We start from the raw sequence: 26397 nt of genomic DNA, 5'->3' as shown, positions 1-26397 counted from the left end.
TAGTTGTAATTTTGAAGTGTTAATCAAGAAATCAAGAAGTTGAATAATTGTAAGTGTCCCGCACACACAATGAGGTAGAAGTAGAAGTGTTTATCTTTTAGATTATGCAACACCTTATTGAAGCTGTAGAACAAGCACTAGAACAACAGAACTGGTATGCAGCTTTAGCACTCGCTCTTACACTTCCAGATATCTGTGGATGGTTGGAACAACCTCAGAGAAAAACTGGAGAACGTTATAAAGAATGGTTCAAGAAGTATATGCCGGAATATTACTCTGAGTCTTTAAACTTCCCTTTAGATTCATTAACCAACAATGTAGAAGCCACACACATTAATAAACCTTTTCTTACTGCTGAGGATTTTTATGCTCTGCGGTGTGCATACCTGCATTCTGGCTCAGATGATATTAGTAGTCAAGCTCGTACGGTATTAGATAAGTTTTGTTTTGTAGCACCGAGAAAACATGGAGGCGCTCATTGCAATAAGGTGATTAAAGACAAGCACCATACTTTACAGCTACAAGTAGACATATTTTGTGGAGAAATCTGTCATGGTGTCAAGTTATGGGAGAAGAAAGCAATAATAAAAGATGGTGTTCGAGAGAGACTTACAAAGGAACTAATGAAAATTTATCCCCTAGGAGTATTCTAAATTAGTATTCCACCATCCCACTCGATAGCTACATGAGATAAGTCCATGTTGTACCCAAGAACTCGCCCTATAAGATAGCTTAGATAAGATAACCAATCACTCCATATAGGGCGGTAGAATCGCAGTGTGAATATTCTATTGTTCATTCTCTTCTGGTAAGGTGAAACCTGCTTTAATCGCGTCTTGCATGACTAAATGCAGTAAGTAGTCACAGTCTGTTTTATAACCAAGCTGTATTCTTCTCGTTCTAATTATTTCTTTGATTTCTGGAGTAGTAGAAATTTCTACTCTTCCTCTAACTTGGTCTTCCTTCTGGCGCTTGTATTTGTTCTCCTTCTTAGTATCTGTTTTGGTGGAGACTACTTGTTCATAGTCTCTCACCACTACCAATTCTGTAATTGCGTCTGCTTCTCTTACAGTTTCCCCAGATTTTTCACTTGAAGAATCCTTATTTTCCGAGGGTTCCGGTGTAGTGCAAAACGGTTGCACTACCCGACGCTCTTGATTTTCTTCCTTATACCGAACGTCTAAATGAGGTAAACCCTTTGCTTTTTCGTAGTACTCAATGTAGTTGTCGGCAGTCTGACGTGTAAAGGGTAAAGTTTCAACAAACTTCATCCATCCCCGTTTCTCTTTTTTACTTCGTAAGAATTGCCCCATATCCATCTTGTACGTATGAGCCATTCCCTCAAACAGCATTGCCATGTCATGAGTTCGTTTTATCCACTCAGGACTACCGTAGTCTAAGTCTTGTACGACAGCACTGGATGATGGAGGTAACTGCTTAGGTTTTTTAATCTCATTAGGTTCAAACTCACCTGAACCGTCATCAACTCCAGCGTACTTAGCTTTGACTTTCCACGCTTCTCCTACAAGTTCAGTTTTCACTTTCATTTTCTACTACTCCTAGAATTTGTTTTGCTCTCTCTACTCCTCTTTCAGTTAATGCATACCTGACAGTAGCTCTAGCTGATTTTGTCGGCTTATTCTTAGTGATATATTCTTCACCTATTCTGTTTATAACTCTGAGGTTACTTTGGCAACACTTCTCTTTTTGGTTGCCTGTCACTAACGCTTGAGCTTTCTTTATGTCAGTAGCTGATGCCCAGTTTATACCTAAATCAAACATCAGCAAGTATAAGCTCTTAAACATTAGCTCTTGTGCGGGAACCGCTTTTACACTAGGTGAAAATATTCCCTTTGTTTCTTTCCTTGCATCTTCTACTCTAACTTTTGCAGACTCATATGTAGGCGCTCTTTCTATTGACGAGTCAACTAATCTCTGTAAGTTAGCTAGTTGTAAAGATATAGAAGAGATTTGCTCGGATATACTTACCAACTCACTTGCTTTCATCGTAATTCTCCGTGTTGTTATCTTCTTGTACTATTTCAGCCAATACCTGAATGATGTCCTTTAAGCTTTTCACTGCTTCAAGGTCATTCTCTGCCTTAATCTCAATCTCGTGATTCCCTATCTGAAACTTGTACCTGTATTTAGGCATAAAAAAAGCGCCTCCAAGCGCTGTGTGTACTATTTGTTGTTGTGTCACTCAAATGCAGACTTATGTAGCATTACTGTTACTGACTCGCCTACTCCAGGTATGTCATAGGAACAGTAGTAATAACCTTGGTTTAGGTTATTACTGTCTACATCAACTTCAGAACCTTTAAGGATATGAACGTCACTATCTGCTAAGCAAAATAGATAGCTTTACAAGGTAATTGATGAACACTAACAAGTGAGCATCTTCATGAGTAAATTGAGCAAATTCTTTCTGCTTTTACCTATTGCCTACGTATTACTGAGTTCGGCTTTTGGTATACAATCTCCGAAACTTGCCGAACTTCGGGATAACTACCCGTTGTTATTAGAAACTATTGGTATTACTGCGATTAAATCAAAAGAAGAAGATGAATAATCTATAACTTATTAAGGCTATGGAACTTAAAACCATATCCTTAATCTTTTGCTTCTTCTAGATAAAGTAATTCTCCTATCTCAACTCCGAAGTAATCGCATAGTTTTTCAATTGTTGCGTTATCTATACGATTGAACTTATTTAGATAAATCAAATTAATGGTTGTAGGTGAGAGATTCGTTTCTCTTGCCAATCTCCTTTGACTAAGCGGAGGATATTGCCCATCAATTAACTTAGCCAGATTTGATTTAACTCTCCTCACTACACGCTAGACCTCAACCATATTAGTCATTACAGCCTAATAATAACATACTTGATACAGCTAGCTGTAAAGAAACGCTACAACTTCTTGTTACTGTATTAGTTAGCTGTTAGATTAGGTTCATCAGAGGAGGAAAGAACGCTACAGATAACCCCTCCCAAAGGATTAAAAAATGGACGCTACACAAGTACAAGCATTGCTAACACTCAGCTTCAACACAATTTGTATAGCCTACACCACACTGGTGGTTGCAAACTTCGTATGTGGATTGTGTGAAGAGTGGATGAAACTAAGCACAACTAAAACAGCTCTTGATAGTTATGAAGGAGAGGTTAAAGATGAAATACCTAAAACAGTTACTGCTATTGATAGCAAGGCTGACGAGGTTCCTACAGTAGAAATACTTAATAAAGAGCTAGGTGTTTTAAAAATAAGAGAACTAAAGAAATTAGCTAGCCAAGCCCATATCAAAGGCTACGGTTCGATGACCAAACAACAACTAATACAAGCACTCGCATAAGAAATAAGGGAGCTGCAATTCCTCCCATCTACAAAACTTGAAAGAACAAAACAATGAAAAGAGATACAAGTGCGGCTGATAAAAGGACAAAGAAATTTGCTGTAGTACTTGGAGTACTATTCTTGCTAGCGTTGTGCGGTCAAATGGCTTCAGAAAACGATAGCAATACTACGGTACAAGAGCAGGAACCACAAGTAGAAGTTACTGAAGAACCTACACCTGTAGAGCCAGAAACAGCTACAGCTCCAACGGAACCAGTATCAACTATACGGGTAATGAAAGAAGAGAACCGTGATAAGTTCTATGCCTCAGCCAATATTCTTACTGACTCAAGTGATGTTTCATTTGATTACTACGTTAGTCACTTCGGCGATGGCTATGAGATGATTCACAACCTAGGCAATACAGCTTGTAAAGAAATGGTTGATAATCCAAGCTCTACACCAAAATACGTATCGGAAACAATGCAATCAACCTTCATAAGCAAGCTCCCAGCTCATGACTCTAATGACCAAATGATAAATGATGTCAAGGTTTTAATTGATTCAACTGTTTGGGCTGCTGCAGCTCACCTATGCCCACTTCAGGAGTAAAAAATAATCGTTGATGAGTTCAAAACTCACTGTAGCAGCCGTATTAATTGCGGTTGTTCTTTTTATCTACGTAACAACCAAGGAGCAAACAAATGAAACTACTAACTGCAGGCTTGTTAACACTTACAGCTCTAATCGTTAATAGCAGTCCTATAATGGCAGCACCTACACCTGCCGAGGAAGCCCTGATGCATTACCACCAAATACAAAGCACTTCTAGCAGCAATCAGAATTCATGCGAGGATGATTTACTTGAGAGAATCGAGCAGAAACGCAAAGAATGGATTATTCAGGGAGCTGAGCAACAGACGCGAGAATACATTCAGGAACTGGAGTATAAACTGAGTCAAACTTGAAGCAAAGGTAAGGCAACTTCAAGCTGATAATGCTTACCTGGAGAGGCTGCAAAATGAGGCTGAATTAGCTGCAGAGAAGCTAATGAGGTTTTCGTTCGTTTCGATAACCAATACTTCGTACTATGCCAGCCTGATATACAACCCATAAGCTTGTATCAGTTCATTCAACAGACAACACAACCAAAGGCTAGTATTGTGTTGGTGATGCTTGTTTAGTGGAAGAGTAGCACTCACAATCTGGTATACTCAGGCGTGTACAAAATACGGGTATACATGGAAGTTTGAAGCTGTGGGATAACCATAATACGTGGTGTGTGTTCATCGCACCGCAGAGGTCAGGGATTCGAGTTCCCTATTCTCCATACATCTCAGGCATATTAATACTCATGTATACTCATTTAGTCAGGTTTATGCAGTTGGATTGAGCTTTGAGGCAGCAGATGTAACTGAAAAACCGACCAAGGAGTAGTATCTTAATTTTACCACACCTACAGTATCTCAACGCTTGATCTTGCGGTGAGTTGGGAAGAAGCGATCGCTTTTATCGTTAAAGGTCAGTTTGCGGTGCCCATGTCATTGGATGAAATTTATTGAAGATTGAAAGAAAAGTTAGTAGTTTAATAAAAATATGGTGATGTTAACCTTGCCGAAGGTATTTAGAGAATATATAAACAAGGACTTTCATTTTTGTTTGCAAAAACATGAATTAGTAAGTGGATTTGTTATGTTAGCACACCAAACAATTAAATATTTTTACTTTATTATCAAACCTCGATATAAGTCAGTTTTATTACTGTTCTTTCTTATAAATAATCAAGCTAATTTGAAATTAATTTAATTGGATATGAAATTTTGATTAAAGCAAAACTCAGTAAATAAATATGATAAATTAAATACAAAACATACTCTCCCATAAAAAAACTATCATGAGTAGGACAATCAACTTTCAAACTATCTCTTGGTTTTGGGATCTCTATAATAGAAATCTCCTTGAGCTTGATCCACCTTATCAAAGACGTAGTGTTTGGAATCAAGACTATAAAGATTTTTTTGTCGATACTGTACTTAATGGTTATCCTGCACCTGCAATATTTATATACCAAGAAATTACTCCTTCAGGAGTATCCAAGGTTAGTATAGTTGATGGAAAACAAAGATTATCTACTTTATTTGAATTTGCAAGCAATGAGTTTCCTGTGTATGAGAAAGCTACAATTGAAAGATTTCGCGGCAAATATTTTAAAGATTTAGATACCGAAGTTAGACAAGATTTTTGGAAATATCAATTTGCTATAGAATACATACCCTCATCTGACGAAAAAATAATTAGTAATATATTTGATCGTATTAATCGTAATGTCATTAAATCAACCCCTCAGGAGCTGCGTCATGCAAAGTTCAACGGAGATTTTATTACCACTGTAGAAGAATTAACTAGCTGGATGTTTGATTATCTCGGCGGAAGTTTTCCAATGATTGATCGAAAATCTAAAAAGCAAATGAAAGATGTTGAGATGGTAGCCCAACTTTTACTTTTTTTAGAAGAAGGTGTTAGAGCTTATAGTCTAGAATATCTTGATAAAGCATTTAGTGACCGAGATATTAATTGGGAATTAAAATTTTTGAAATTGACTGGAAAAGATTACGTTTGGCAGCACAGATTAAAGCAAACGTTGAACAACTAGATACGCTTATTCTAGCTTTTGAACAAACCTCTCTCATTATTCAAGAGAATAGTTATTCTGATATAAAAATAAAACGTCAGTTAGCCTGCAAAATTAATAAGCTATTTGAAAAAGGTAAAATTCCTGATGAGTTACAGCCAAAAGACATGAACCGTTTTTGTGATAATTTATATAGTCTTGTTACTCATGCAAAAAAAGAAAACAATATTGGAGAAATTATTAAAAAAACCAAAACAGAAATTAACTCAAGTTCATATAATAAAATTCCACGTAGTGTTTCATTATTTCAATACTTATTTGCTATTTTAACACGCGATAAATTTATTGAGATTCCTATAGAAAACTACTACTGCCATGTAACAAAAGAATTAATTAGTTTATATCCTGATATACAGATAGATAATAATTCTATTTTTCTCTATAGTGAAGAGGATTAATTCATCAATTTTTTATTTTTGCTGAAATCAAGTTTTAATATTAGAATCTAAATCCTAAATTGCCACTCAATCTGGTAATATGGTACTTGGGCAGGACAAAATACGCACAAATCAATCGGCTGCTGAAGCTTCTAACTACTATTTGTTTAGAGGCAAATTAAAACAAAACTTCTTACAGGATAAGTATATTACCACATTTTGCGAACTAGACACAGAATTTATTAACTAGGTTGTGGTAACAAAAACTAGGACAAAAATAATAAAACTTTTACGCCATAAGAGTTTTAAATACCTGCTAAGTTGATGTTTAATTTATTTAAATTGTCAAATAATTTAGAACAAAGAATATACTGAAGCGACAAGTTAATAGCAGATTGTACTATCAGACATCACTGCATGTTGAAAATTAGCCCGACTCAAGTTTGCTCCTGTAAAGTTAACTTGATTTAGAATAGCACCAGTAAAATTAGCCCGACTCAAGTTAGCACCAGTAAAATTAGCCCGACTCAAATCAGCACCAGCAAAATTAGCTTTACTGAGATTCGTCCATCGCAAGTCAGCCTTGAAAAGATTTGCCCTGCTAAGGTTAGCGCCGAACATATAAGCACCGTTGAGATGAGCTTCACTGAGATTAATTTGCTCAAGATGAGCTAAATGCAAGTATGAACCAATCAACTCAGCTTCATAAAGATTCGCATGACTCAAGTTCGCATGGCTCAAATTAGCTGCCATTAAGTTAGCATAACTGAGATTAGCGCGTCTTAAGTCTGCCGCACTTAAATCTGCCTCTTTTAAGTTAGCCCATCGCAACTCAGTTGCAATTAAGTTGGCGTGACTTAGATCTACTCGTCTTAAGTCTGCGCCTTTGAGATCGGCTCCAATAAGATTGGCATAGCTCAAATTGGCTCCAGTTAGCTGAGCTTCTGTTAACTGAGCATCGACAAGTTCGACTTGTTGCAGATTAGCATCGATGAGTTCAGATTTGTTGAGATTAGCTGCGCTTAAGTTAGCTTTAGTGAGGTTAGCTGCAATCAGCTTAGTCTTGCTGAGATCGGCTCTGCGGAGGTTGACTGCGATTAAATTGGCACCTCTAAAGTTTGCTTCACTTAAATCAGCTTCGCTAAGGTCTGGTTTTATTTGGATGTTTTTCTTTCTCCACTCAAGCCACTTTACTGCACCCTGCTGTAGTAATGCAAGATGCTCGATATTCGCCATCCAAATTCTCCTTCAGTCAATCAAGCAGCACCAACTTTCAACTTTAACAAACACAAGGCTATTCCTTACGCCCACTTGCAGGGTTTTCACGTCCAACTACGTTTTCAATTGCTGCTAATGCAGCACTCGAACCTGCTAAAATGTCTCTTTCTTCTCCACCTAAATAGAGACGTCCAAAGCTACCAACAGCCTGAATTTCTAAGATATTAATCAAAGCCGCTTTCTCAGCTTCATTTGCTGCTAAAGCAGCGTAAGCAGCTGGTTGAACTTCTAGTACATACAGCGTTTGTCCTGCCAAAATCATTTGTCCTCTGCGGGTACGATTGATTAATTGCGTATGATGGGGATCAATGTTGCGGATAATTTGGCTAGACATAATGTAAGGTTTGAGCCGCTCTCGCTCGCGGACACCTAATGCATCTAAAATAGCTTTACCTGCCGTTCGTGTATCGCCTTGTTTGCTCGAATGAACTTCGAGAAGCCCGTAAAGTCGTTCGACAACTTGCACTCCTGGACGTACAGAGGTAGCTTTTAAAGCAATGTCCATAATTCGGTTAATTTCAATACCTGGCGAAATTTCAATCCAAAGTGAGGCGTCACCTGGCAAGGGCAAAAACCCTAAAGCTACTGTCCCCATATAAGCTGCGTGCTGAGGCTGCAACCTGTCTAGAAATACATAACTGCGTAATTCTATACCCAAGATTTAAATCTCCGTCATTTTAGAATTTTGCGATCGCAACATCTGAGTTTACACTTTGTGCTTCTGAAATCGTGAAACGCTAGCTTGATGCAGTTAGATACTTACACAATATGCGACACTCATACAAAAAAAGGCTCAAGCAACTTGCCTAAGCCTCTTAAATATTAAATTTGGTTTTCACAACTAATGCAGTCTGCGCTATTTTTCGGGAACGCCAAAGGTGAACCCAGCAGTGCTGCGCTATTGCACTAGTTTGCTATGTTTAGTAGCGAGCCGAAAAACTATTGTTTCTGCGGTTTCCGCCCCCGCCATTAAATGAGCCTCTGTCTTCTCTGGGCTTTGCTTTGTTAACTCTCAAAGTCCGACCCATCCATTCTGCACCATCTAGCGCATCAATTGCTAAGTCTTCTTCTGCATCTGTATCCATTTCTACGAAACCAAAGCCACGCACCCGACCTGTTTCACGGTCAGTGGGTAGCTGAACGCGCTTTACAGAACCATATTCTGCAAAAACTGCACTGAGGTCTTCTTGTGAAACCTCGTAGGATAAGTTACCTACATAAACTGACATACTTTATCTCCTAAATCAGAAAGGTGTAGAGATCTAGATTTCGGAGAGAAGCCTGTCAAAACTAAAAGGAAAAAGCCCATCAATTCTAAAAACAAACGCTGCAACCGAATTTTACTCTCATGTCTTTCTACAATAGCATATTATTTCTGTCTTTTACTACATGCAAAGCAGAAACAAATGTAAAAACTGCACAAACTAAACAACATATTTATATAGTTATTTAATGTTTAAAAAATCCTGCGATCGTACTTCCAAATATTAAAGATCAAAATTGCCTCTAACACCAAACATCTTAAAGCCAATTATGGATTTACTTGATAGCAAAACGGTATCGCTTCCTGATAGACTCCAACTTGCATTTGATCTTTAATGTGGTCAGCAAGCCGGATCGCTAGCGCCACAATAGTCAGTGTCGGATTAGAAAGACCACTTGTCGGGAAAACAGAGCTACCGGTGACATATAAATTGCTAATTCCGTGAACTTGACAATCTGCGTTGACGACACCAAGTTTGGGGTTAGTACTCATGCGGGTTGTACCGATGTGATGGTAGGAACCGCGCAGCGATTGCCAATATTTATCTTCATGCAGTACGATTTCAAGCTGACGCGAATCAGAACGCGCAATCGCTTCATCAAGAATCTGCTGCGAGCGTTCGAGGAGCGATCGCCAGGAAGCATCATCTGCCAGTTCAATTTGCATGCTCCCAAGCCGAGTCTGTGCTAGTTCTTCTTTAATTAACTGCTGCGATCGGTAAATTGTATACTTGTCGATCGAACTCAAACGCCAGTCTAGTTGAATTCGAGGAATTCCTAACTTGTCACGTTCACAGCTAAGCATAACGCGACTATCAGGATTAGGAGCTTGCTCTGATATCAGGTGAGTTTCAAAAAATTGCTGGGGAAATGGCGGATGTTTAATCTGTTTTACCCAAATTCGCGCAATGACCTCATCTAGATTAGCAATAAGTTTGCTCAAGTCACCAACAACAGCAGATAAGCGATCGTCAAGCCCCTTTTTCTGCCAATCTCGACTCTTAAGGCGTTGCAAAGCTTTCAGCCATTCTGGAACAATCGGCACGAGTCTAATCGCAAAATTGAGAATTTGTTCGCGTTCTTGAACTGTTTTAGAAAGAGCTAAGGCTGTAAATAAACGAGTTTGGGCAACTTGAATCTTTTGCTGCGGACCTGTGGGATATAAAGCATTTGGCTTTGTCAATAAAACTTTACCTGATCTAATATAAGGATGCTCCATAAAAAATCTCCCCACAAGGTCATACTGATTTCCTAATCCGTTGTTGCAAACGCTGTTTGAGGCTAGCAAAAGGCGGGGATTCTCGATTCCACCACACGCGAGAATAAAGATTTTTGCTGATACCCACAATTTGTGACCTGCTAAATTAGCAACACGTAGCCGCGTTACAGCTTTAGCAGTATCGTTGGTTTCAATGTCTACAACATTTGCATGAAGGTAGATGTTAATGTTCGCTGCCTGCTCAAATTCTGCTTTGTAAACTTCACCGAAGCGCAACCGTTCCCGCGACATGACTTGAAAAATATAAGTAACAACTCGCTCTTGTGATAGTGGCAGATTAAAACGATGCTGGCGTCTTAAATCGTTTTCCCAATCAGCAAACTCGTAATCAAAACGTTCCAACCCACAAACTTTTTGCGATCGCTCGTAGTACGGGTTTAACTCTGCCTTAGTGAAAGGCCAGCTACTATAAGGCATCCATGAGCGGTATTCAAAATCAATGTCGTCAAGTGGTCGGCAAGTACCGCCCCAAAGATTAGTAGAACCACCAAAATATCGAGCGCGTGACTCACTTAGAGGAAAGTAGGGAACACCTACATTTGCACCCTGATAAAGTGATTGCGCAACTTCATCAAAGTCTAATCCTCCACTTTCTAGCAAGCAAATTTTGTATGGTTGACCGCGCAATTCTCGCGCTAGTGTAATGCCAGCAGCACCAGCACCAACAATACAAACATCACTCTCAATCAGAGTATCTTCCGGTAACATCAATGTATCAATTAACATAATTGTTTTTACTCAATGAATTACAAATGTCCTCCGACTTCCTTCGGGGCTACCTAAACAAAGTTTTAAGTTTTGAGTTTTGGCAAGCGAAGAAAGGTGCCGGAGGCAATTATTTTGAGTTTTGTAGTTTTGAGTTCTAAAGAGTAGTGACTAGTGGCTAGTGAAAGAGTTTTGAATTCTAAAGATTTTCTCACTCGTAACTCAACATTCATAACTCTCTTAAACTCATAACTCAACACTCATCACTCATAACTCTCTTAAACTCAACACTCGACACTCATAAATGATGGACTTTGTTTGTCTAACTGCGCATAGCGATCGCCCGCGCTGGCACACCTACTGCGATCGCGCCATCAGGTACATCATTGGTGACAACAGCACCAGCACCAACTACAGCACCCTTGCCAATTCTGACTCCGTCTAAGACAATGACACCGAAACCTAACCAGGCGTCGTCATCAACGATAATGCCTCCTTTTGTCTGCAACGGTTGTTGCTTAATTAACTCTTTTGGGGCTATACCGTGAGCATAGGGATAGAAAGCGCAGTTTGGTGCAATTTGAACGCCACAACCAATCTCAATGTGTCCCTTATACGCGGAGAATTGGCAGCGGGGTTGAATGTGCGTATCAGAACCAATCTTGAGGCTGCCGCCATCACCTGTTTGAATACAAGTATCATTATGCACGTGGACGCGTTCAGCTAATTCTACTAAACCGCCATTGGTGTCACGAAAAATAATGACGCGATCGCCGATAAAAATATGCGTGCCGAGTTGCAGATGAGAATGATGGATAGTTGCACTAGGCGCAACATAGCCTTTTGAGTTGTAACGAGCCAAACGACGGCGTTCTTTGTAAGGTGGAGCAAACCAAGTTGCAATCCAAGTTGCAGTTCGTCCTAAATAACTTAATCCAGCAAATTGCATCCAAAACATCGACCATTTGGTTAAGACAATGCTGTGCACGCTAGCCAATCGCTTGGCATGGGAAAAACGAGACCAAATACGCTGAGGTAACGCAGGTATCATAGTTAATTTCTAGATAGTCAGTAATATCTCGTCGTACGTACTTAGTGGTCGCAAGTTAACCACTGAGAAAGATCGTGCTGGATGAGTTCTTGAAGCTGTAAAATATCTACGCGATATTCTGCAATAAGCTGCTTTCGTACTTTTAACGACAGTGGTACCAATGATTTCTTGAAGTTAGTGTGGTGCTGATTGATTGTGTTTGGAAGTAAGCGCTGAATAAAACTGATGAGATTTGGTTGAGCATGAATGGTAGAGAATTGATGACTTTTAGGAATAAAGGTGACATTATGTTTTTTGGATACATCAGGGACAAAGCGATCGTCTACTCCTAAAAATTGGAAGATATCTTTTAGCAAGAAAAGCGGGCGATCGCACAACTCTTCATAAAGATAAATTCTTATCTGACTGCGATCAAATAACTCAAAATAACGTTTTAGTTGAACATAATAAAATCCTAGTTGCTTATAATACCAAAAAGGTCTCCAGTTACTCTGCATTCGTATTTTCTCTTCGCGAAGTGCCAGAGCAAAATCAGTTACTGGTTCAGCACCAAATCGACACTGATGCAAAAAATTAGAGTATGCTCTATCAACGGGATTGCGTAAAATAGCAATTATTTTTACTTGAGGCACATATTTATAAATTTGGATAGGAGCTTTTTGAAGGTAGAGATACCACGGAGATGCTTCACCAATTGCTATCTCATTTGAAACACCTTGAAACAGCGATTGGTATGACTTGATGTCAGTAATAATGGTGTGATTTGCCTTTGCATCGTCTGGTCCTTGAAAATTTAATTGTTCTCCTTCTAATCCAAAGAATTTAGGCTCTTTAATTGGACTTGTATAAACTTGTGGATGAGCTTTCAAATATTCGTAAAGTGAAGTTGTTCCAGACTTTGCTGCACCAACAATCAAAAAATTAGGTAGAGACATAAAGCAATCTATTTTGATTTAGCACTAGTATCATCTGTAAAAAATTAGATTGTGATTTTTGCCTTTTCAAATGTTTGGTTTACATTAATTAACTAAACTGTGTGCAAAATGTGACTGATAATGTCTTGATATTGAATAGGATTAAAAATTCTTAGTGCTTTCTGACGAGTTTGCTCCCAGTTAATTTGGGGAGCAGTGTTATTTGCAATTGTATATATTGCATGAGCTATAGATTCAGGTGAAGGTTCACACGTCCAGAAATCTTCTGGTTCAAAAAATTCCTCTAAAGCTGATGATTTCATTGTTAAACTTGGTATACCCATCGATAAGGCATCAATTAGTTTATTAGGCACAGCATTGTATGCTTTTTTTGTATTACCAAAAATGCCTAATGCCAAGTCACAATTATCAATTAAGTACAAAGGCAAAGAATAATTTGAGAATTTTAAATCTTTTCTCAAAACAACGTAATTTTCAAGTTGATATGAATGAATTTTGTTTTCGTATACTTCAAACAAAGGACTATCGACACCAAATAATGTGCAAGTAAAATGCACTTTTTTTATTAAAATTTGGAGACCTTGAAGAATATTATCTAATCCATGGAGAGGAATAAAGTTTCCCCACCAACAAATTTTTAATTGACCATCTTGCATGAATGCTCTTCTAGATTGCAGTATATTATTACTAAAAATAGGAGCAATAAAAACTTTGTCTGGATTTACCTTAATATCTAATTGTTTTTCCCAGTGTTTAAGTTGATACTTTGCTGGAGTAACAATATAGTCTGATTGTGTTAGGGCAAGCCTATCTATCTCGGCTATTCGTCTAGCTTGTGGGCTATTAGGTAAGTATTTCTTCTTATCTTCTACAAAAGTATCGTAAGATAATATGTACATCTCTACAATTAATTTCTTGTTAAAAAATTTGGCTACTCGAATTGTCCTTTCGATAAAGTGGTTATTTATAGGTAGGACATAGATTACATCTGCAAAGTAAGCCTTTAAATAAAACTCAGCAGTTAGTAAGAATTCAAGAATACGTTTCTTGATGGAAGGTATTTGGTACGGTCTTGAATAAAACTTTGGAGAAATTAATGAAACACAGCAGCCAGAGTCAAGTAAAAACTTAATCAAAGTTTGAGAACGATACGCCCCAATGACGTCGCCAATGAGTAAAATTCTGATTTTACTTGGTGCCAGCATAAAGCATTGATCAAAGCTCATATTAACCTGCTTTACTTCAGTTCTAGATCAAGTATTTAAAGTATAAAGTTATACTGCGTCTGCCAAACATTAATATTTTGCATCTAGTTCAGAACATCAGATAAGTTTTCAGATAATTGAATTTTAGTGTTGGGTATAGTAGAGATCTCACAAACCTTTGGCTCAGGGTTGGAAGTCAGTTAGAACAGTGATTCTGAGCTTTTATATAGAAATATTGCTGAGAGAAATCAAGCTTGCTTCTGCTTTATTTAGCTTACAAAAGCTATGCAACACGGGCAGGAGATTTTGATAGGGTAAAATAAGCGTTTTGTTGGGCGCGTAAATCATCACAAAGTCTACCTAAAGGTAATTCCACATTGTTGTAAGTAAGCACTTGATCTTTGGGGATATCTCGCAGCAAGCGACATCCTTCAGCTAAGCCCATAGGTAGTAAGTTTTGCTGTAGAGTAATGTCGGAGTTTTCACATTGCCCATAGGTCATATAGTAGCCAATGCCATCAAGTACATCTCCAGCTTTTAAGTTAGTTTTGGCAGTTGCAACTACATCTACTAAAGATCCGCTTAGTGGAGTCATGACGGCATCTTGAAATATAATAGCCCTCGCGACTGACAACGGCACTTCAAAGTGACACAAGTGATATGGCGTGTAGAAGCTATAAAGTGGACCTTCACCTAACTTATACAGGTTTAAATAGTGACATTGCTGAGGATCGTTATGACTGGCAAACACAAATACACCAGGACTCGGTTTCGCACCAACGACATAATCTACAATTCCGCCCCATTCGAGTAGTTGCTCAACATCGTATATCTTGGTCATCTCATCAACATGACCATCGTAGTTGTAGCCCAGCATACCGCGCTTAGCTACTTTCATACCTGTCGCATTAGCAACGATCGCTTGCTCAAAAGAAATTTTAGTACCATCAGCAAAACTCGTTACCATATGGGGTTTTTGCCCCCAGCGCTTAGCAAACGCTTCTTGGGTTGTAGGGTTGCGGTAAGGGTCTTGGAGTCCTTTGATGTTACCGCATAATAGTGGAGTGAGGCCGATGCTTTTGACGAAGCGGTAGAGGTTCATTTGAACGCCAGGCTGATCGCCATCACATGCACTGAGAATAACTCCAGCACGATCGGCATACACTTTAAGAATCGGACCAATTGTGCCGTCAAGTTCTGCGTTCATGAGAATCATATGTTTGCGATGGGCGATCGCGGACATCACGATCTGCGCAGCAAACTCAATTGTGCCAGTTACTTCAATGAGTGCATCAATCCCTTCCGCTTGACACAGCAATAGTGCATCTTCAGTGACTGCATATTGTCCACCAGCGATCGCATCTTCTAACTTACTAACACTTGAAACTACTTGGACATCCTCTACACCAGCCTCAGTATAAGCTTGCTGAGCGCCTTCTAGATGGCGATTAGCAATAGCGACTATCTCCATTCCAGGAACAAAGTTAACGATCTGATTGGTAATTCCTCGCCCCATAAAGCCAGCGCCAATCATACCAACTCTAATTGGATTGTCAGCGGCAGCACGGGCTTGCAGTGCCCTATCGACAATCATCACGATTTAACTCCTATAAAAAAAGATTGAAATAAACACCAAGCCATATCTTTCTGGGAAATTTCACTAACAGGGAGAGGCCATGCAATACTAAAGGTTGGGTCGTCATAGCGCAGACCACGCTCATGGTTTGGAGCATAAAATCCACTAACTTGATACACTACCTCAGTGTTATCAACGAGAGTTTGATAGCCGTGGGCACACATTGCTGGTACGTATAAAGCCCGACGATTTTCAGCGGTTAGTTCTACGCCAATATGTTCTAAAAAAGTTGGAGAATCAGGACGCATATCGATAATGACGTCATAGATCGCACCCTGAGTACAGCGAATCAACTTTACTTCGCGGGCTGGGGCAATTTGATAATGCATTCCCCGCACTGTTCCCTTTTTATAGTTGAAAGATAGATTGCCTTGTGCAACAACTGGTTTAAGACCATGCGCTGCAAATTCTCGCGCACAGAAGGTTCGTGCAAAAAAACCTCGATGGTCTTGTCGTTGTTCTACGTCAATAATGAATGCATCTTTGAGCTTCGTTTTGATGAATTTCATGACTGTCTCCAGAAGAAATCTCGATCGATTTGCTGAGTGCGAATGAGATACTCCAATTGTTTTAAGCGCGTGTGTCCTCGAAACAGAAAGGTTTCACTACATAGATCAATTTGAGTAAATAGATTAAACAGTTGCTGCGCGCCACGCAGCGCACTCCATTCACATTTAAATTCGGGTAGTGTCTGATGAATTTTTTCAAAAGCAACGCGATAACTCCTGTTATCTGCCTCATTACTCCCGAAGCTCAACTGACATTCAGGGAAAACTTCTGCAATAATTTCAGCAATTTCTTTAACTCGATAATTATTGGTGGTATCTCCGACATTGAAGATCTGATTGTGAATCAAGTCACGCGGGGCTTCAAGCGTACAAACGATTGCCTGACAAATATCTAGTACGTGAACTAACGGACGCCAGGGAGTACCATCACTTGTCATTTTGATTTCTTTTGTCGTCCATGCCAATCCAGCTAAGTTATTTAAGACGATATCAAAGCGCATTCGGGGAGAAGCACCGAAAGCTGTCGCATTCCGCACAAACGTTGGCGAAAAACCGTCATTAGCGATCGCTTTGACATCTCGTTCTACGAGCGTTTTACATTCAGCATAGGCTGTTTGTGGATTGACAGGAGTTTCCTCTGTTACATCGCCATCAGTAGCAACACCGTATACACTGCACGAAGACATATAAATAAAGCGGCGTACACCAGCTGCTTTAGCCAAGGAAGCTAGACGTACTGAACCTTTGTAGTTAATATCGTAGGTGATATTAGGAGCGAGTTGTCCGGTTGGATCGTTAGAAAGTTCAGCCATATGAACGACAGCTTGAACATCTTGAAGATCTTCACTAGAAATATGCCGGATATCTTTGTTCAAGGTTTTGGCTGTCAAATCGGTACCATTATACAACCAGCCAACTTTATAAAATCCAGTATCTATCCCCAGAATTTCGTGACCGCGTTTCATTAATATTGGGGCTAACAAAGAGCCGATGTATCCTTCTGTTCCAGTGATGAGTATTTTCATGTGTGTAAGATTTATACACTAACTCTGGTTTTTAAATGAGACTGTTCAGGAATTTGCCTAGCAATCGCTTTCCCAATTTCAAGCGAAGATGTCGCTGCGGGCGAAGGTGCATTGCAGACATGGATTGCGTGTTGACTTTTCACAATCAAGAAATCATCTACGAGGTTGCCGTTATTCATTAACGCTTGAGCGCGAACTCCTGCATGGGTAGGAATGAGATCGTCTGCTTGCACTGCTGGTATCAATCTTTGTAAGCTGCGGACAAATGCTGCTTTACTAAACGAGCGAATTATTTCTTCAATAGCTTGATCAGCATACTTTGCTGCTAGTTTCCAAAGACCTGGGTAGGTGATAATTTCTGTAAAATCACGTAAGTCAAAGTCGTTTTTTTTGTATCCTTCTCGCTTAAAGCTCAGGACTGCGTTTGGTCCTGCATGAACACTTCCGGCGATCGTACGCGTGAAATGGACACCAAGGAAGGGAAAATCTGGGTTGGGAACAGGATAGATCAAGTTTTTGACGAGATAGCGCTTTTCTGGTTTGAGTTCGTAGTATTCTCCTCGAAACGGAATAATTTTAGCTTTGGGATTACTTCGCCCTAATTTTGCTATGCGATCGCTATATAAGCCAGCACAGTTGATTAAAAAGCGAGTTTCAAAGGTACCACGATTAGTTTCAAGTACAAGATTTTCTCCAATCTCATGCACTTTTCTAACTTTAGTATTAAAACAAAGCTCTCCTCCTTGATTTCTAATCAAAACAATATATTTTTGACAAACTTGTCTATAGTTAACAATTCCAGTAGTTGATACTTTAATACCTGCCAAACAGTGTACATAAGGCTCAATTTCCTGCACTTCTTCTGCACTAATTTTAGTAACATTTAAACCATTCTCTAAACCCCGTTTATATAGGTTGTCTAATAATCCTAATTCTTTTTTAACAGTAGCAACAATAACTTTACCGCACACTTCGTAATCAATTTCGTAATTCTGACAAAATTTTACTAAAGAACGATTACCCTCATGACAAAACTTTGCCTTATAACTTCCTGGTTTGTAATAAATCCCAGAATGAATAACACCGCTATTATTACCTGATTGATGTAACGCCCAACTGTTTTCTTTTTCTAAAACTAGAATGCGTGCACTTGGGTATAGTTGACCTATAGTCATACCTGTGGAAAGACCAACAATACCTCCACCTATAATTGCGAAATCATACATTATTCCCCTTCCTTTGACATATTCTTCCCTAAATACAGATGACGTTTTGATTCTTTAGGTACTTGAGAATTAAACCTCAATAAACTCATAATCAAGACAGAAAGTATAAACGAACTAATAAAAGCAGTAGCAAAACCAACTAAGAACCCTGTTATAAACATTGAATTTGCCTGCTAAGTTTAAAAGAAATGAGATCGCTTTATTAAAACTAAATCTTAAGATGGTGGTATTTTACTGCCAAACTTTCCAAGGAGCGTTACCATTTTTCCAGAGATTCTCTAAGTAGTTTTTATCTCGTAACGTGTCCATTGGTTGCCAAAAGCCAGTATGTTTAAAAGCAGATAGCTGTTGCATGTAAGCTAATTTTTCTAGTGGTTCTTTTTCCCAAACAGTAAAGTCATCTGCAATATAGTCAAGAACTTCAGGTTCTAAGACAAAAAAACCACCATTTATCCAAGCACCATCTCCTCCTGGTTTTTCTTGAAAACTACTGATTTTGGTTTGCTCTTGTTCTAAACAGACTGCGCCGAAACGTCCTGGTGGTTGGACTACAGTTAATGTTGCTAAGGTTTGTTGTTGTTTATGAAATTTAATGAGTTCTTCAATATTGACACTGCTGACTCCATCTCCATAAGTGAAACAAAATGTTTGGTTGCCAATATGTTCTCTGACTCGCAGAAGTCGTCCACCAGTCATCGTTAGTTCACCCGTATCTACAAGCGTGATTCGCCAAGGTTCAGCATAACCACAGTGAATATTCATTTGATTGAAACGTACATCAAGAGTGATATCAGACATATGCAAAAAGTAATTTGCAAAGTATTCCTTAATTACATAGCCTTTGTAGCCACAGCAAATAATGAAATCATTAATGTTATAGGTGGAATATATTTTCATAATGTGCCATAAAATAGGACGGCTCCCAATTTCTACCATAGGCTTTGGCTTAAGTGAGGTTTCTTCACTAATGCGAGTGCCAAGCCCGCCAGCAAGAATGACTGCTTTCATAAAACAACAAGATTTAAATGAGTAGAGTGTTTTGTAAGTGGTATATTTGAAATTTATAAAATTCAGGTCAAATGAAAAAAATAGATTTCTGCCATTAAAAATTCACATGAAATTAATAGCTCGATATCAAAAATGCAGTTATAACGAGCGACTGTCATGTACGCAAATTATTATTGCAATATTTGGAGAGTTAAGATATTTACATTTACAGTTAAAGTTCATCTAGCTCTAAGCTAAGATTAACAAAAAATATTTTCTCCTCCTTGACTATGTAGAAACCTTAAATTCTTCTATGTTGTTAAATTTCAACAGAATAAGGATGAAAGTGATGAGTAGATGTGAGCTGCCTAAAAATTGTTTTTTATTCAAAAGAAACTAAAATGAGTTAGCAATAATAGTTTTTAAAACATCACTTACTGCTACCAAATACTGTTTCTTACTTGAGTTAGCATCCTCCTTTGTACATCTCGGTTAGTAATACTCTTAACGATTCAAATCTAACCGGAAATCATTGCTCACATACTCTTTGAAAAACCGAAGCTTGTCGATACAGATAAGTTTAGGTTTTATTCAGTCCGAATAATCTTTTATGACAAAAGCAGAGTCAAACGACCTTAACTATGCCAAAACGTTTAACACTTGCACCGCATCTCAATCTAGAAGAGTTGGAACGTCGCTATCGTCAAGCTTCAAATGTTACTGAAAGCCGTCACTATCAAGTAATTTTACTAATAGCAAGGGGTTGGAAAAGTGAAGCAGTTGCTGCTGTAACAGGATATACTCGTACCCGTATTTATGGAATTGTCAAAGCCTACAACGATCGCGGTGCTGAAGCCTTAAGCGATCGCCGCCAACAGAACTCTGGTGCACCTACACTAATTAGTGATTTTCAGCAAGCACAGCTTTGGCAAGTTCTTCAAAGCAAGTCTCCTGACGAAAAATTGTGGAATGGGCGTGAAGTAGCCGATTATCTAAGTGAGTTAACTGGAAAACGGATCAGCCGTCAACGGGGATGGGAAATCTTGCGTCGCATAAACTTTTTGCAGACATCTACGCAGCAAAAACAGTGGAAAAAAGCGAACAAACACAACTGCTGAGAGCAGAAAAAGCCTATTTAGAGTTAGCGTGATACTTCTTTGTTTTACTTGCAACTAGAATTACAAGCTTAACTACAAATAATTTACCGGACTTTATCTGTCCTCAAAGCTAATTTCAATTTTTTTTACATAAGTATTATGATCTTGCAAGAATTAACTATCAATGGTGTCTCCACGGTCACTGAGTTTTCGTTCTGTATTAAACAACAGATTTTGTTTGAGAAAGTGTGATTCTATTGGTGCCCAACTCTATTAAATTTCAATTCAAAAGTTATTAAGTTTTTATACTTCTGTCTTGTTACGAGGTTGGGCTACCTCTATGCTCTTTTGTAGAAGGCGTAAATACTCCCACCCTCGTTGAACTGCAACAGGACGCTTGAGAAGTTTGCTCATCCATTCAGCTACCCTACGGCTGTTCCATGCTTCTCCATCAGGCGCAGGTTTTTGCAAAGCTTGGGCTAGTTGAGCTTGTTGCCCTTTTGTGAGCAAAGTGGGTGCCCCAGGTTGGTTACGACGGCGGTTTCTGAGCACCTCTGGTCCATGTTGATTATACTGACGAGTAAGGCGACGAATTGAATTAGGAGTATAGCCAACTACAGCGGCAATGTCTTTTGTCTGCTTACCTTGTGCTAATAGCCAGATAGTTTGATAACGCGTTAGTTCGACAGTATCTCGTGCTTGACGATAGCATCTTTCTAGTTCTTCTAGGGTGAGGTGGGCTTTTACAGTTAAGCGTTTCGGCATAAAAGAGATTGCGTTCTTTGTCAGATGGCTGCACCAAAGTAATACTTCAATCTACAGTACTACTTCAAACCACATTGTGCTTTTGATCGTCAAAACTTGTCGATATGGATTTATTCAGGAGTAGCGTATGAGCTACTTTCACGCGAATCTAGGTTTGCGATCGCCTATTGGCACAAAAAATGTATCACTCACTGCATTTTTATTCTTGTACTAAACTTAAATTCAGCAACATTGGCTGAATAGGGTTAGCTTCAAGATTATGGCAGGTAAACTGACTACTCATGTTTTAGATACAGCCCACGGCTGTCCAGCTGCCAATGTGGGCGTTGAACTGTGGCTGGTGGATACTCAATCTGGACAAAAAACACTGCTCAAAGCGATCGCAACTAACCATGATGGTCGCACCGACGTACCATTGTTATCTGATGAAGAACTCAAAGTCGGTACTTATGAGTTAGTTTTCGTAGTACATGATTATTTTGCAAAAATTTTAGATAATTTACCAAATCCGCCTTTTCTCAATCGTATTCCTATTCAATTTGGTATTGCTGACCTTGTAGCACATTATCACGTTCCCTTACTAGTTTCTCCTTGGTCATACAGTACTTATCGCGGTAGCTAAATTCTGAAAATAAATGCCAATGACGATAAAGTCTTAATAATTTTAAAGCGATCGCAATCCTAACGCTTCGCCAAGCTTGTTCGCTTCTAAACAAAAAACTGCTATGTCAATCCTGCAATTAATCTCCGCAATTTTGTTTTATTAATTGGCTAGCTAATATCTCTAAGTACTGCTTCTAGCAAGGATTTGCACAATTAGTTTTACGAAGTAACGCAAGTTTTGTTATTTTAAATACAAAAAAACAGGTAAACATAGTTATAACTTATGATCTGTACTGTTATAGCAGTATACAGAATACACTGAAGCTTAAATTTGTTAAATAACTCAATGATATGCATTCTAAGCAGAAAATGCAGTAATGTCTAGCAGTGCTGACATTTAAATTGCCATAATTTTGTAAATTTTCAAGGTTAATAATTAGCTTGAAACAACAGATTGGAATTTTAGCAATATTATTCAAACAGTACTTTATTGCGATACAAAAAATGTCTACCAAGCTACTGTTATGTAGCCAACCAAAAAAAGATGATCTCAATTTTTTGATACAGTATTAACTTAAAATGGCAAAAGCTGAAGTTAGATCTGAAGAACGTGTTAACGTCAAACCTACGAACGGATTAATTTACGGTCTAAATGATAAACCACCATTTGTTGAAGCTTTATTAGCAGCAGCACAACATGTACTAGCAGTTTTTGTGGGTATTATTACACCACCACTCTTGATTAGTAATGCGTTGCAGCTAGATCCAGTAAATACTGGTTATATCGTTAGCATGTCACTGTTTATATCAGGAATTGCAACGTTTATTCAAGTAAGAAAAATTGGGCCAATTGGCTCTGGGTTACTAAGTATTCAGGGAACAAGCTTTTCCTTTTTAGGACCAATTATTGCTGCAGGAACAGCAGTGATTGAGGCTGGAGGAACAACTGAAAACGCGCTTAGTCTAATATTTGGTCTATGCTTCTTTGGTTCATTTGTTGAAATTATCTTAAGTCGCTTTCTGCACTTGGTCAGAAAAATTATTACTCCACTTGTCACAGGGACAATTGTTAGCATCATTGGTCTAACACTGATCAAAACAGCCATCATTAGCATCGGCGGCGGGGTAATTGCACAGCGAAACAATACTTTTGGTACTCCTCAAAACTTGGGTGTAGCCGGACTTGTACTACTTACAATTATTGTGCTCAATACAAGTAAAAATCCGATTTTGCGGATGAGTTCAGTTGTAGCTGGGCTAATTGTAGGTTACGTTGTGGCTAGTTTCTTAGGAATGGTTAACTTTAGTGGTCTAGAAGGTTTACCTTTAATTGCAGCACCAATTCCATTCCGCTATGGACTGAGTTTTAACTTTGCTGCTTTTATTCCATTTATTCTGCTTTATTTAATTACAACAATTGAATCAATTGGAGATCTAACTGCAACATCTGCAGTGTCAGGTGAACCGATCAAAGGTAGTATTTATATCCGTCGCATCAAAGGTGGAGTGTTGGGAGATGGATTGAATTCACTCATTGCTGCTTTATTCAATACATTTCCGAATACAACCTTTAGTCAAAACAATGGTGTTATTCAAATTACAGGAGTTGGTAGCCGTTATATTGGTTATTTCATAGCAGCAATACTAGCTTTACTTGGTTTGTTTCCTCTAGTCAGTGGTGTTTTTCGCAGTTTACCTCAGCCTGTACTGGGGGGTGCGACTGTGATTATGTTCGGTTCCATTGTTGTCGCAGGTATTAATATTCTTTCGTCAGTCAAGCTAGATCGCCGCGCTTTAATTGTCGTTGGGACATCACTAGCAATTGGGTTAGGTGTTACATATGTGCCTGAAATTCTTGATAATATGCCAACCTTAGTTAGGAGTATCTTTTCATCAGGAATTTCAGCAGGTGGAATTACTGCGATCGCCTTAAACTGGTTGCTACCCCAAGAAGCAAGTGAAAGTAGTGCAGAAGAAATGAGTTCTGAAGACTTAGCTTCAGAAGCTTAGAACTTCATAAAGAGGATACCCGACGCGATCGCACGCAACGAATCAAAATATCCCACAATTCAATCATATAAAGACTACAAGAACTCATTGTCAGCGGAGGCAAACACAATGTATAACCTCAAGGTTGTAGTTATTGGTGCAGGAATCGGTGGTTTAACGACAGGAATTGCACTACGTCAAGCAGGATTCGAGGTAGAAGTTTACGATCGCGTTAGGGAATTGCGTCCTGCAGGTGCAGGAATCTCGCTTTGGTCTAACGGAGTCAAAGTCCTTAATCGTCTTGGTTTGGGTGAGAAAATGGCTCAAATCGGCGGACAAATGGATCGCATGCAGTACCTAACTAAAACAGGAGAATTGCTCAATGATATCGATTTACAACCCTTAGTTGAAGAAGTCGGACAGCGTCCTTATCCTGTTGCGCGGACAGACTTGCAACAAATGCTGTTAGATGCCTATCCAGGTGAAGTGAAGCTTAATCACAAGTGCATTGGGGTAGAAGAAAATGCGCAAGGTGTCACCGCCATTTTTGAAAATGGACATCGTGCCACGGGCGATCTGCTTGTTGCAGCAGATGGCATTCATTCAATGTTGCGGCAGTATGTCTTGGGAGAAGAAATTCAACCCAAGTATGGCACTTACGTTAACTGGAACGGTTTGGTATCTGCTAGTGAAGATTTAGCACCTAAGAATAGTTGGGCGATTTATGTAGGAGATCACAAGCGCGTGTCGATGATGCCTGTAGCACGCGATCGCTTTTATTTCTTTTTTGATGTACCTCTACCCAAAGGCACGCCTGTCAAACCAGACTACAATAGTGACCTAGCAGAACACTTTCAGGGATGGGCAAAACCTGTTCAGTTACTCATTGAGCGATTAGATCCATCAAAAACAAACCGCGTTGAAATTCATGATGTTGGACCGATAAACGGTATGGTGCGCGGTAGAGTTGCTCTTCTAGGAGATTCTGCTCACGCAACCTGTCCTGATCTAGGGCAAGGTGGTTGTCAAGCAATGGAAGATGGACTTGTCTTAACGCAATATCTGCTCACAACTAATATGGGTGTAGAATATGCCTTGCAGCGATACGAAGCAGAACGCAAGGAACGAACAAGTGCTGTTGTTCAGAAGGCGCGCAGACGAGCAGAAATGATTCACGGTGTCGATCCTGATATTACTCACAAATGGTATCAACAACTCGCGCATGAAGACCCAACAGATGTCACCAGTGCAATTTCTAAGGTGATATTGGCAGGACCATTACATTAAAGTGCCTTGTTACCTATGGTGGAGTCAACCAAAATAATTTTTGCTTGAACGCACAAAATCCAACATAGAATTACTTCAGTAATAAACTACTTTGAGAACGATTGCTATTTTGTTGTGAGTTGGAATAGTAGAAAATCCCAAGACCTAGCAAGCTAACTATTGCAATAGCAAGCATGATGAGCTTCCAATCTAGACCTGACGTAGTAGGTGGAACAGATATCGGATCGCTACTCTCTACAGGTTGAATGTAAGGTTGTGGCTCATTTTGTAGTCGATATTTCACTTGAGAGTAATTTTGGCTTGATGCATCGGATGTTGATCCTTGCGGACTGGCAAGCATTTCGGTATTCAGTTGAGGTACATTTGGTGATATCAATATTTTTTCAGTAGCTTCTGCTCCTTCCAACATCATCTCAGCAAGTACTCCATAAGCATCTGCCCACGCCTGCTTGACCTCTGGTGTCCAGTCTGTGCCCAAGTAAGATTCAAAGGTTTTTAACAACGCTGCACCTACCATAGGGTAGTGTTGCTGTAGTGTGCCATAGCCTACGTGCCTTTCACCCAGGTTTTTGAGAGTGATCTTTAAATATTCGGGGTTACGAAGATTTCCAATCACTAATATCAAAGACATAATTAATTTTTGGTGCTGCTGCTCCATGTCAGTTTTGGCAAACAAATGCTGAAGTTGAGGATAGTCAGTCAGCAGATTATTATAAAAGCTAGCAGCAAACTTATTAGCATGAGGTTTAACACGTTCAAAACTTTGTTCTAAAACTTCAACCTGAAGAGACATACTTTATCACCAAACTTTATTTTTGTTAAAAAATAGAATTATTTCAGCAAAAAGATTCTGTCAAATAAGCAATTAGGTTAAATCCAAATAGCCTTAATGTTTAGATGTCAATTTACCTATTTTAGTAATACCTTGATAAATTACTAATAACCTCCTGAATTTTACGGATAATTTTTAAACGGCACGAATAAGAAAGCGAAATAACCGTATAAATAACCACATGCAACACTAAATACAGCCTATTGCAGTTTTATGAGGCACAGTAGCAACAGTGAGTAAACCAGTTTTTCAAATGCACGGGATTAATTAAATCGAGTGCAGTGGCAATGAGAAGATCAACCCTGAATGCAGTAGTTGGGG

The 26397-nt window shown here is 39.0% G+C and carries 28 protein-coding genes; 11 read left to right on the top strand and 17 right to left on the bottom strand.

Translation table 11 applies throughout. The features are described 5' to 3' along the window. The first annotated feature begins 104 nt into the window (after positions 1-104). On the top strand, positions 105-653 hold the full coding sequence (locus IQ230_RS09670) for a hypothetical protein (RefSeq protein ID WP_193931800.1): 549 nt from the start codon (positions 105-107) through the stop codon (positions 651-653). A gap of 135 nt (positions 654-788) precedes the next feature. On the opposite strand, the gene IQ230_RS09665 is transcribed toward IQ230_RS09670, so the two are convergent. Together IQ230_RS09665 and IQ230_RS09660 are read right to left on the bottom strand one after the other, a co-directional pair. Then, a complete protein-coding gene (locus tag IQ230_RS09665) occupies positions 789-1547 on the bottom strand; it encodes a hypothetical protein (protein ID WP_193931799.1) in 759 nt (252 codons plus the stop codon). Beyond that, on the bottom strand, positions 1531-2007 hold the full coding sequence (locus tag IQ230_RS09660; RefSeq protein ID WP_193931798.1) for a hypothetical protein: 477 nt from the start codon (positions 2005-2007) through the stop codon (positions 1531-1533). The genes IQ230_RS09665 and IQ230_RS09660 overlap by 17 nt, the downstream gene beginning before the upstream one ends. Positions 2008-2404: 397 nt before the next feature. On the opposite strand from IQ230_RS09660, the gene IQ230_RS09655 reads away from it, so the two are divergent. Further along, entirely contained in the window at positions 2405-2572 is a 168-nt protein-coding gene (locus tag IQ230_RS09655) for a hypothetical protein (RefSeq protein WP_193931797.1), read from the top strand. Positions 2573-2612: 40 nt separating this feature from the next. Here the strand turns inward: IQ230_RS09655 and IQ230_RS27890 are convergent, their stop codons facing one another. Beyond that, entirely contained in the window at positions 2613-2834 is a 222-nt protein-coding gene (locus tag IQ230_RS27890; RefSeq protein WP_407646636.1) for a helix-turn-helix domain-containing protein, read from the bottom strand. 172 nt (positions 2835-3006) lie between these two features. On the opposite strand from IQ230_RS27890, the gene IQ230_RS09645 reads away from it, so the two are divergent. The 5 genes from IQ230_RS09645 to IQ230_RS09625 all read left to right on the top strand — a co-directional run bounded on the left by IQ230_RS09645 (position 3007) and on the right by IQ230_RS09625 (position 6425). After that, complete coding sequence (locus tag IQ230_RS09645) at positions 3007-3354, top strand: Rho termination factor N-terminal domain-containing protein (RefSeq protein WP_193931796.1); 348 nt, start codon at positions 3007-3009, stop codon at positions 3352-3354. Positions 3355-3407: 53 nt separating this feature from the next. Continuing rightward, a complete protein-coding gene (locus IQ230_RS09640) occupies positions 3408-3947 on the top strand; it encodes a hypothetical protein (RefSeq protein WP_193931795.1) in 540 nt (179 codons plus the stop codon). 92 nt (positions 3948-4039) lie between these two features. Beyond that, positions 4040-4303 carry a hypothetical protein gene (locus IQ230_RS09635; protein WP_193931794.1) on the top strand — a complete coding sequence of 88 codons (264 nt, stop codon included), beginning with the start codon at positions 4040-4042 and terminating at the stop codon, positions 4301-4303. Between the two features lie 926 nt (positions 4304-5229). Next, positions 5230-5988 (top strand): DUF262 domain-containing protein, encoded by a 759-nt coding sequence (locus tag IQ230_RS09630; RefSeq protein ID WP_193931793.1) that lies wholly within the window; start codon positions 5230-5232, stop codon positions 5986-5988. Then, entirely contained in the window at positions 5952-6425 is a 474-nt protein-coding gene (locus tag IQ230_RS09625; RefSeq protein WP_193931792.1) for a hypothetical protein, read from the top strand. The genes IQ230_RS09630 and IQ230_RS09625 overlap by 37 nt, the downstream gene beginning before the upstream one ends. A 363-nt stretch (positions 6426-6788) precedes the next feature. On the opposite strand, the gene IQ230_RS09620 is transcribed toward IQ230_RS09625, so the two are convergent. The 12 genes from IQ230_RS09620 to rfbF form a co-directional block, all read right to left on the bottom strand. Then, positions 6789-7640, bottom strand: coding sequence for a pentapeptide repeat-containing protein (locus IQ230_RS09620; RefSeq protein ID WP_193931791.1), 852 nt, complete (start codon positions 7638-7640; stop codon positions 6789-6791). A 58-nt stretch (positions 7641-7698) separates the two neighbouring features. Beyond that, positions 7699-8340: a hypothetical protein gene (locus IQ230_RS09615; RefSeq protein ID WP_193931790.1), complete on the bottom strand. Its 642-nt coding sequence runs from the start codon at positions 8338-8340 to the stop codon at positions 7699-7701. 262 nt (positions 8341-8602) lie between these two features. After that, positions 8603-8911: an RNA recognition motif domain-containing protein gene (locus tag IQ230_RS09610; protein WP_099700809.1), complete on the bottom strand. Its 309-nt coding sequence runs from the start codon at positions 8909-8911 to the stop codon at positions 8603-8605. 302 nt (positions 8912-9213) lie between these two features. Further along, complete coding sequence (locus tag IQ230_RS09605) at positions 9214-10950, bottom strand: GMC oxidoreductase (RefSeq protein ID WP_193931789.1); 1737 nt, start codon at positions 10948-10950, stop codon at positions 9214-9216. Between the two features lie 301 nt (positions 10951-11251). After that, positions 11252-11980, bottom strand: coding sequence for an acyltransferase (locus tag IQ230_RS09600; RefSeq protein WP_193931788.1), 729 nt, complete (start codon positions 11978-11980; stop codon positions 11252-11254). A 41-nt stretch (positions 11981-12021) separates the two neighbouring features. After that, complete coding sequence (locus IQ230_RS09595) at positions 12022-12915, bottom strand: sulfotransferase family protein (RefSeq protein ID WP_193931787.1); 894 nt, start codon at positions 12913-12915, stop codon at positions 12022-12024. Positions 12916-13007: 92 nt separating this feature from the next. Then, positions 13008-14141 carry a glycosyltransferase family protein gene (locus IQ230_RS09590; protein ID WP_228054715.1) on the bottom strand — a complete coding sequence of 378 codons (1134 nt, stop codon included), beginning with the start codon at positions 14139-14141 and terminating at the stop codon, positions 13008-13010. 262 nt (positions 14142-14403) lie between these two features. Continuing rightward, on the bottom strand, positions 14404-15714 hold the full coding sequence (locus IQ230_RS09585) for an NAD(P)H-dependent oxidoreductase (protein ID WP_228054714.1): 1311 nt from the start codon (positions 15712-15714) through the stop codon (positions 14404-14406). Next, positions 15714-16265, bottom strand: coding sequence for a dTDP-4-dehydrorhamnose 3,5-epimerase (rfbC, locus tag IQ230_RS09580; RefSeq protein ID WP_193931785.1), 552 nt, complete (start codon positions 16263-16265; stop codon positions 15714-15716). Before rfbC ends, IQ230_RS09585 begins: the two co-directional genes overlap by 1 nt. Continuing rightward, positions 16262-17290 (bottom strand): NAD-dependent epimerase/dehydratase family protein, encoded by a 1029-nt coding sequence (locus IQ230_RS09575; RefSeq protein WP_193931784.1) that lies wholly within the window; start codon positions 17288-17290, stop codon positions 16262-16264. The genes rfbC and IQ230_RS09575 overlap by 4 nt, the downstream gene beginning before the upstream one ends. A gap of 11 nt (positions 17291-17301) precedes the next feature. Next, the gene (lhgO, locus tag IQ230_RS09570) at positions 17302-18516 is read right to left on the bottom strand and encodes an L-2-hydroxyglutarate oxidase (RefSeq protein WP_193931783.1); all 1215 of its coding nucleotides are present in this window, start codon (positions 18514-18516) and stop codon (positions 17302-17304) included. Between the two features lie 231 nt (positions 18517-18747). Beyond that, a complete protein-coding gene (gene rfbF, locus IQ230_RS09565; RefSeq protein ID WP_193931782.1) occupies positions 18748-19524 on the bottom strand; it encodes a glucose-1-phosphate cytidylyltransferase in 777 nt (258 codons plus the stop codon). Positions 19525-20144: 620 nt separating this feature from the next. Here rfbF and IQ230_RS09560 point away from each other — a divergent pair. After that, complete coding sequence (locus tag IQ230_RS09560) at positions 20145-20621, top strand: helix-turn-helix domain-containing protein (protein WP_193931781.1); 477 nt, start codon at positions 20145-20147, stop codon at positions 20619-20621. A gap of 282 nt (positions 20622-20903) precedes the next feature. On the opposite strand, the gene IQ230_RS09555 is transcribed toward IQ230_RS09560, so the two are convergent. Beyond that, positions 20904-21365, bottom strand: coding sequence for a helix-turn-helix domain-containing protein (locus tag IQ230_RS09555; RefSeq protein WP_193931780.1), 462 nt, complete (start codon positions 21363-21365; stop codon positions 20904-20906). A gap of 259 nt (positions 21366-21624) precedes the next feature. On the opposite strand from IQ230_RS09555, the gene uraH reads away from it, so the two are divergent. The 3 genes from uraH (at position 21625) to hpxO (ending at position 25244) form a co-directional block, all read left to right on the top strand. Next, positions 21625-21987 carry a hydroxyisourate hydrolase gene (gene uraH / locus IQ230_RS09550; RefSeq protein ID WP_193931779.1) on the top strand — a complete coding sequence of 121 codons (363 nt, stop codon included), beginning with the start codon at positions 21625-21627 and terminating at the stop codon, positions 21985-21987. Between the two features lie 560 nt (positions 21988-22547). Beyond that, positions 22548-23978: a uracil-xanthine permease family protein gene (locus IQ230_RS09545; RefSeq protein ID WP_193931778.1), complete on the top strand. Its 1431-nt coding sequence runs from the start codon at positions 22548-22550 to the stop codon at positions 23976-23978. A gap of 108 nt (positions 23979-24086) precedes the next feature. After that, positions 24087-25244 (top strand): FAD-dependent urate hydroxylase HpxO, encoded by a 1158-nt coding sequence (gene hpxO / locus IQ230_RS09540; protein ID WP_193931777.1) that lies wholly within the window; start codon positions 24087-24089, stop codon positions 25242-25244. Between the two features lie 70 nt (positions 25245-25314). Here hpxO and IQ230_RS09535 read toward each other — a convergent pair whose 3' ends face one another. Next, on the bottom strand, positions 25315-26037 hold the full coding sequence (locus IQ230_RS09535; protein WP_193931776.1) for a globin family protein: 723 nt from the start codon (positions 26035-26037) through the stop codon (positions 25315-25317). Positions 26038-26397: the final 360 nt, after the last annotated feature.

The sequence above is a fragment of the Gloeocapsopsis crepidinum LEGE 06123 genome (genome assembly GCF_015207655.1).
Classification (GTDB): domain Bacteria; phylum Cyanobacteriota; class Cyanobacteriia; order Cyanobacteriales; family Chroococcidiopsidaceae; genus Gloeocapsopsis; species Gloeocapsopsis crepidinum.
The sequence above is the reverse complement of the archived record's forward strand: the minus strand, read 5'-3'. Positions and strand labels throughout refer to the sequence as shown.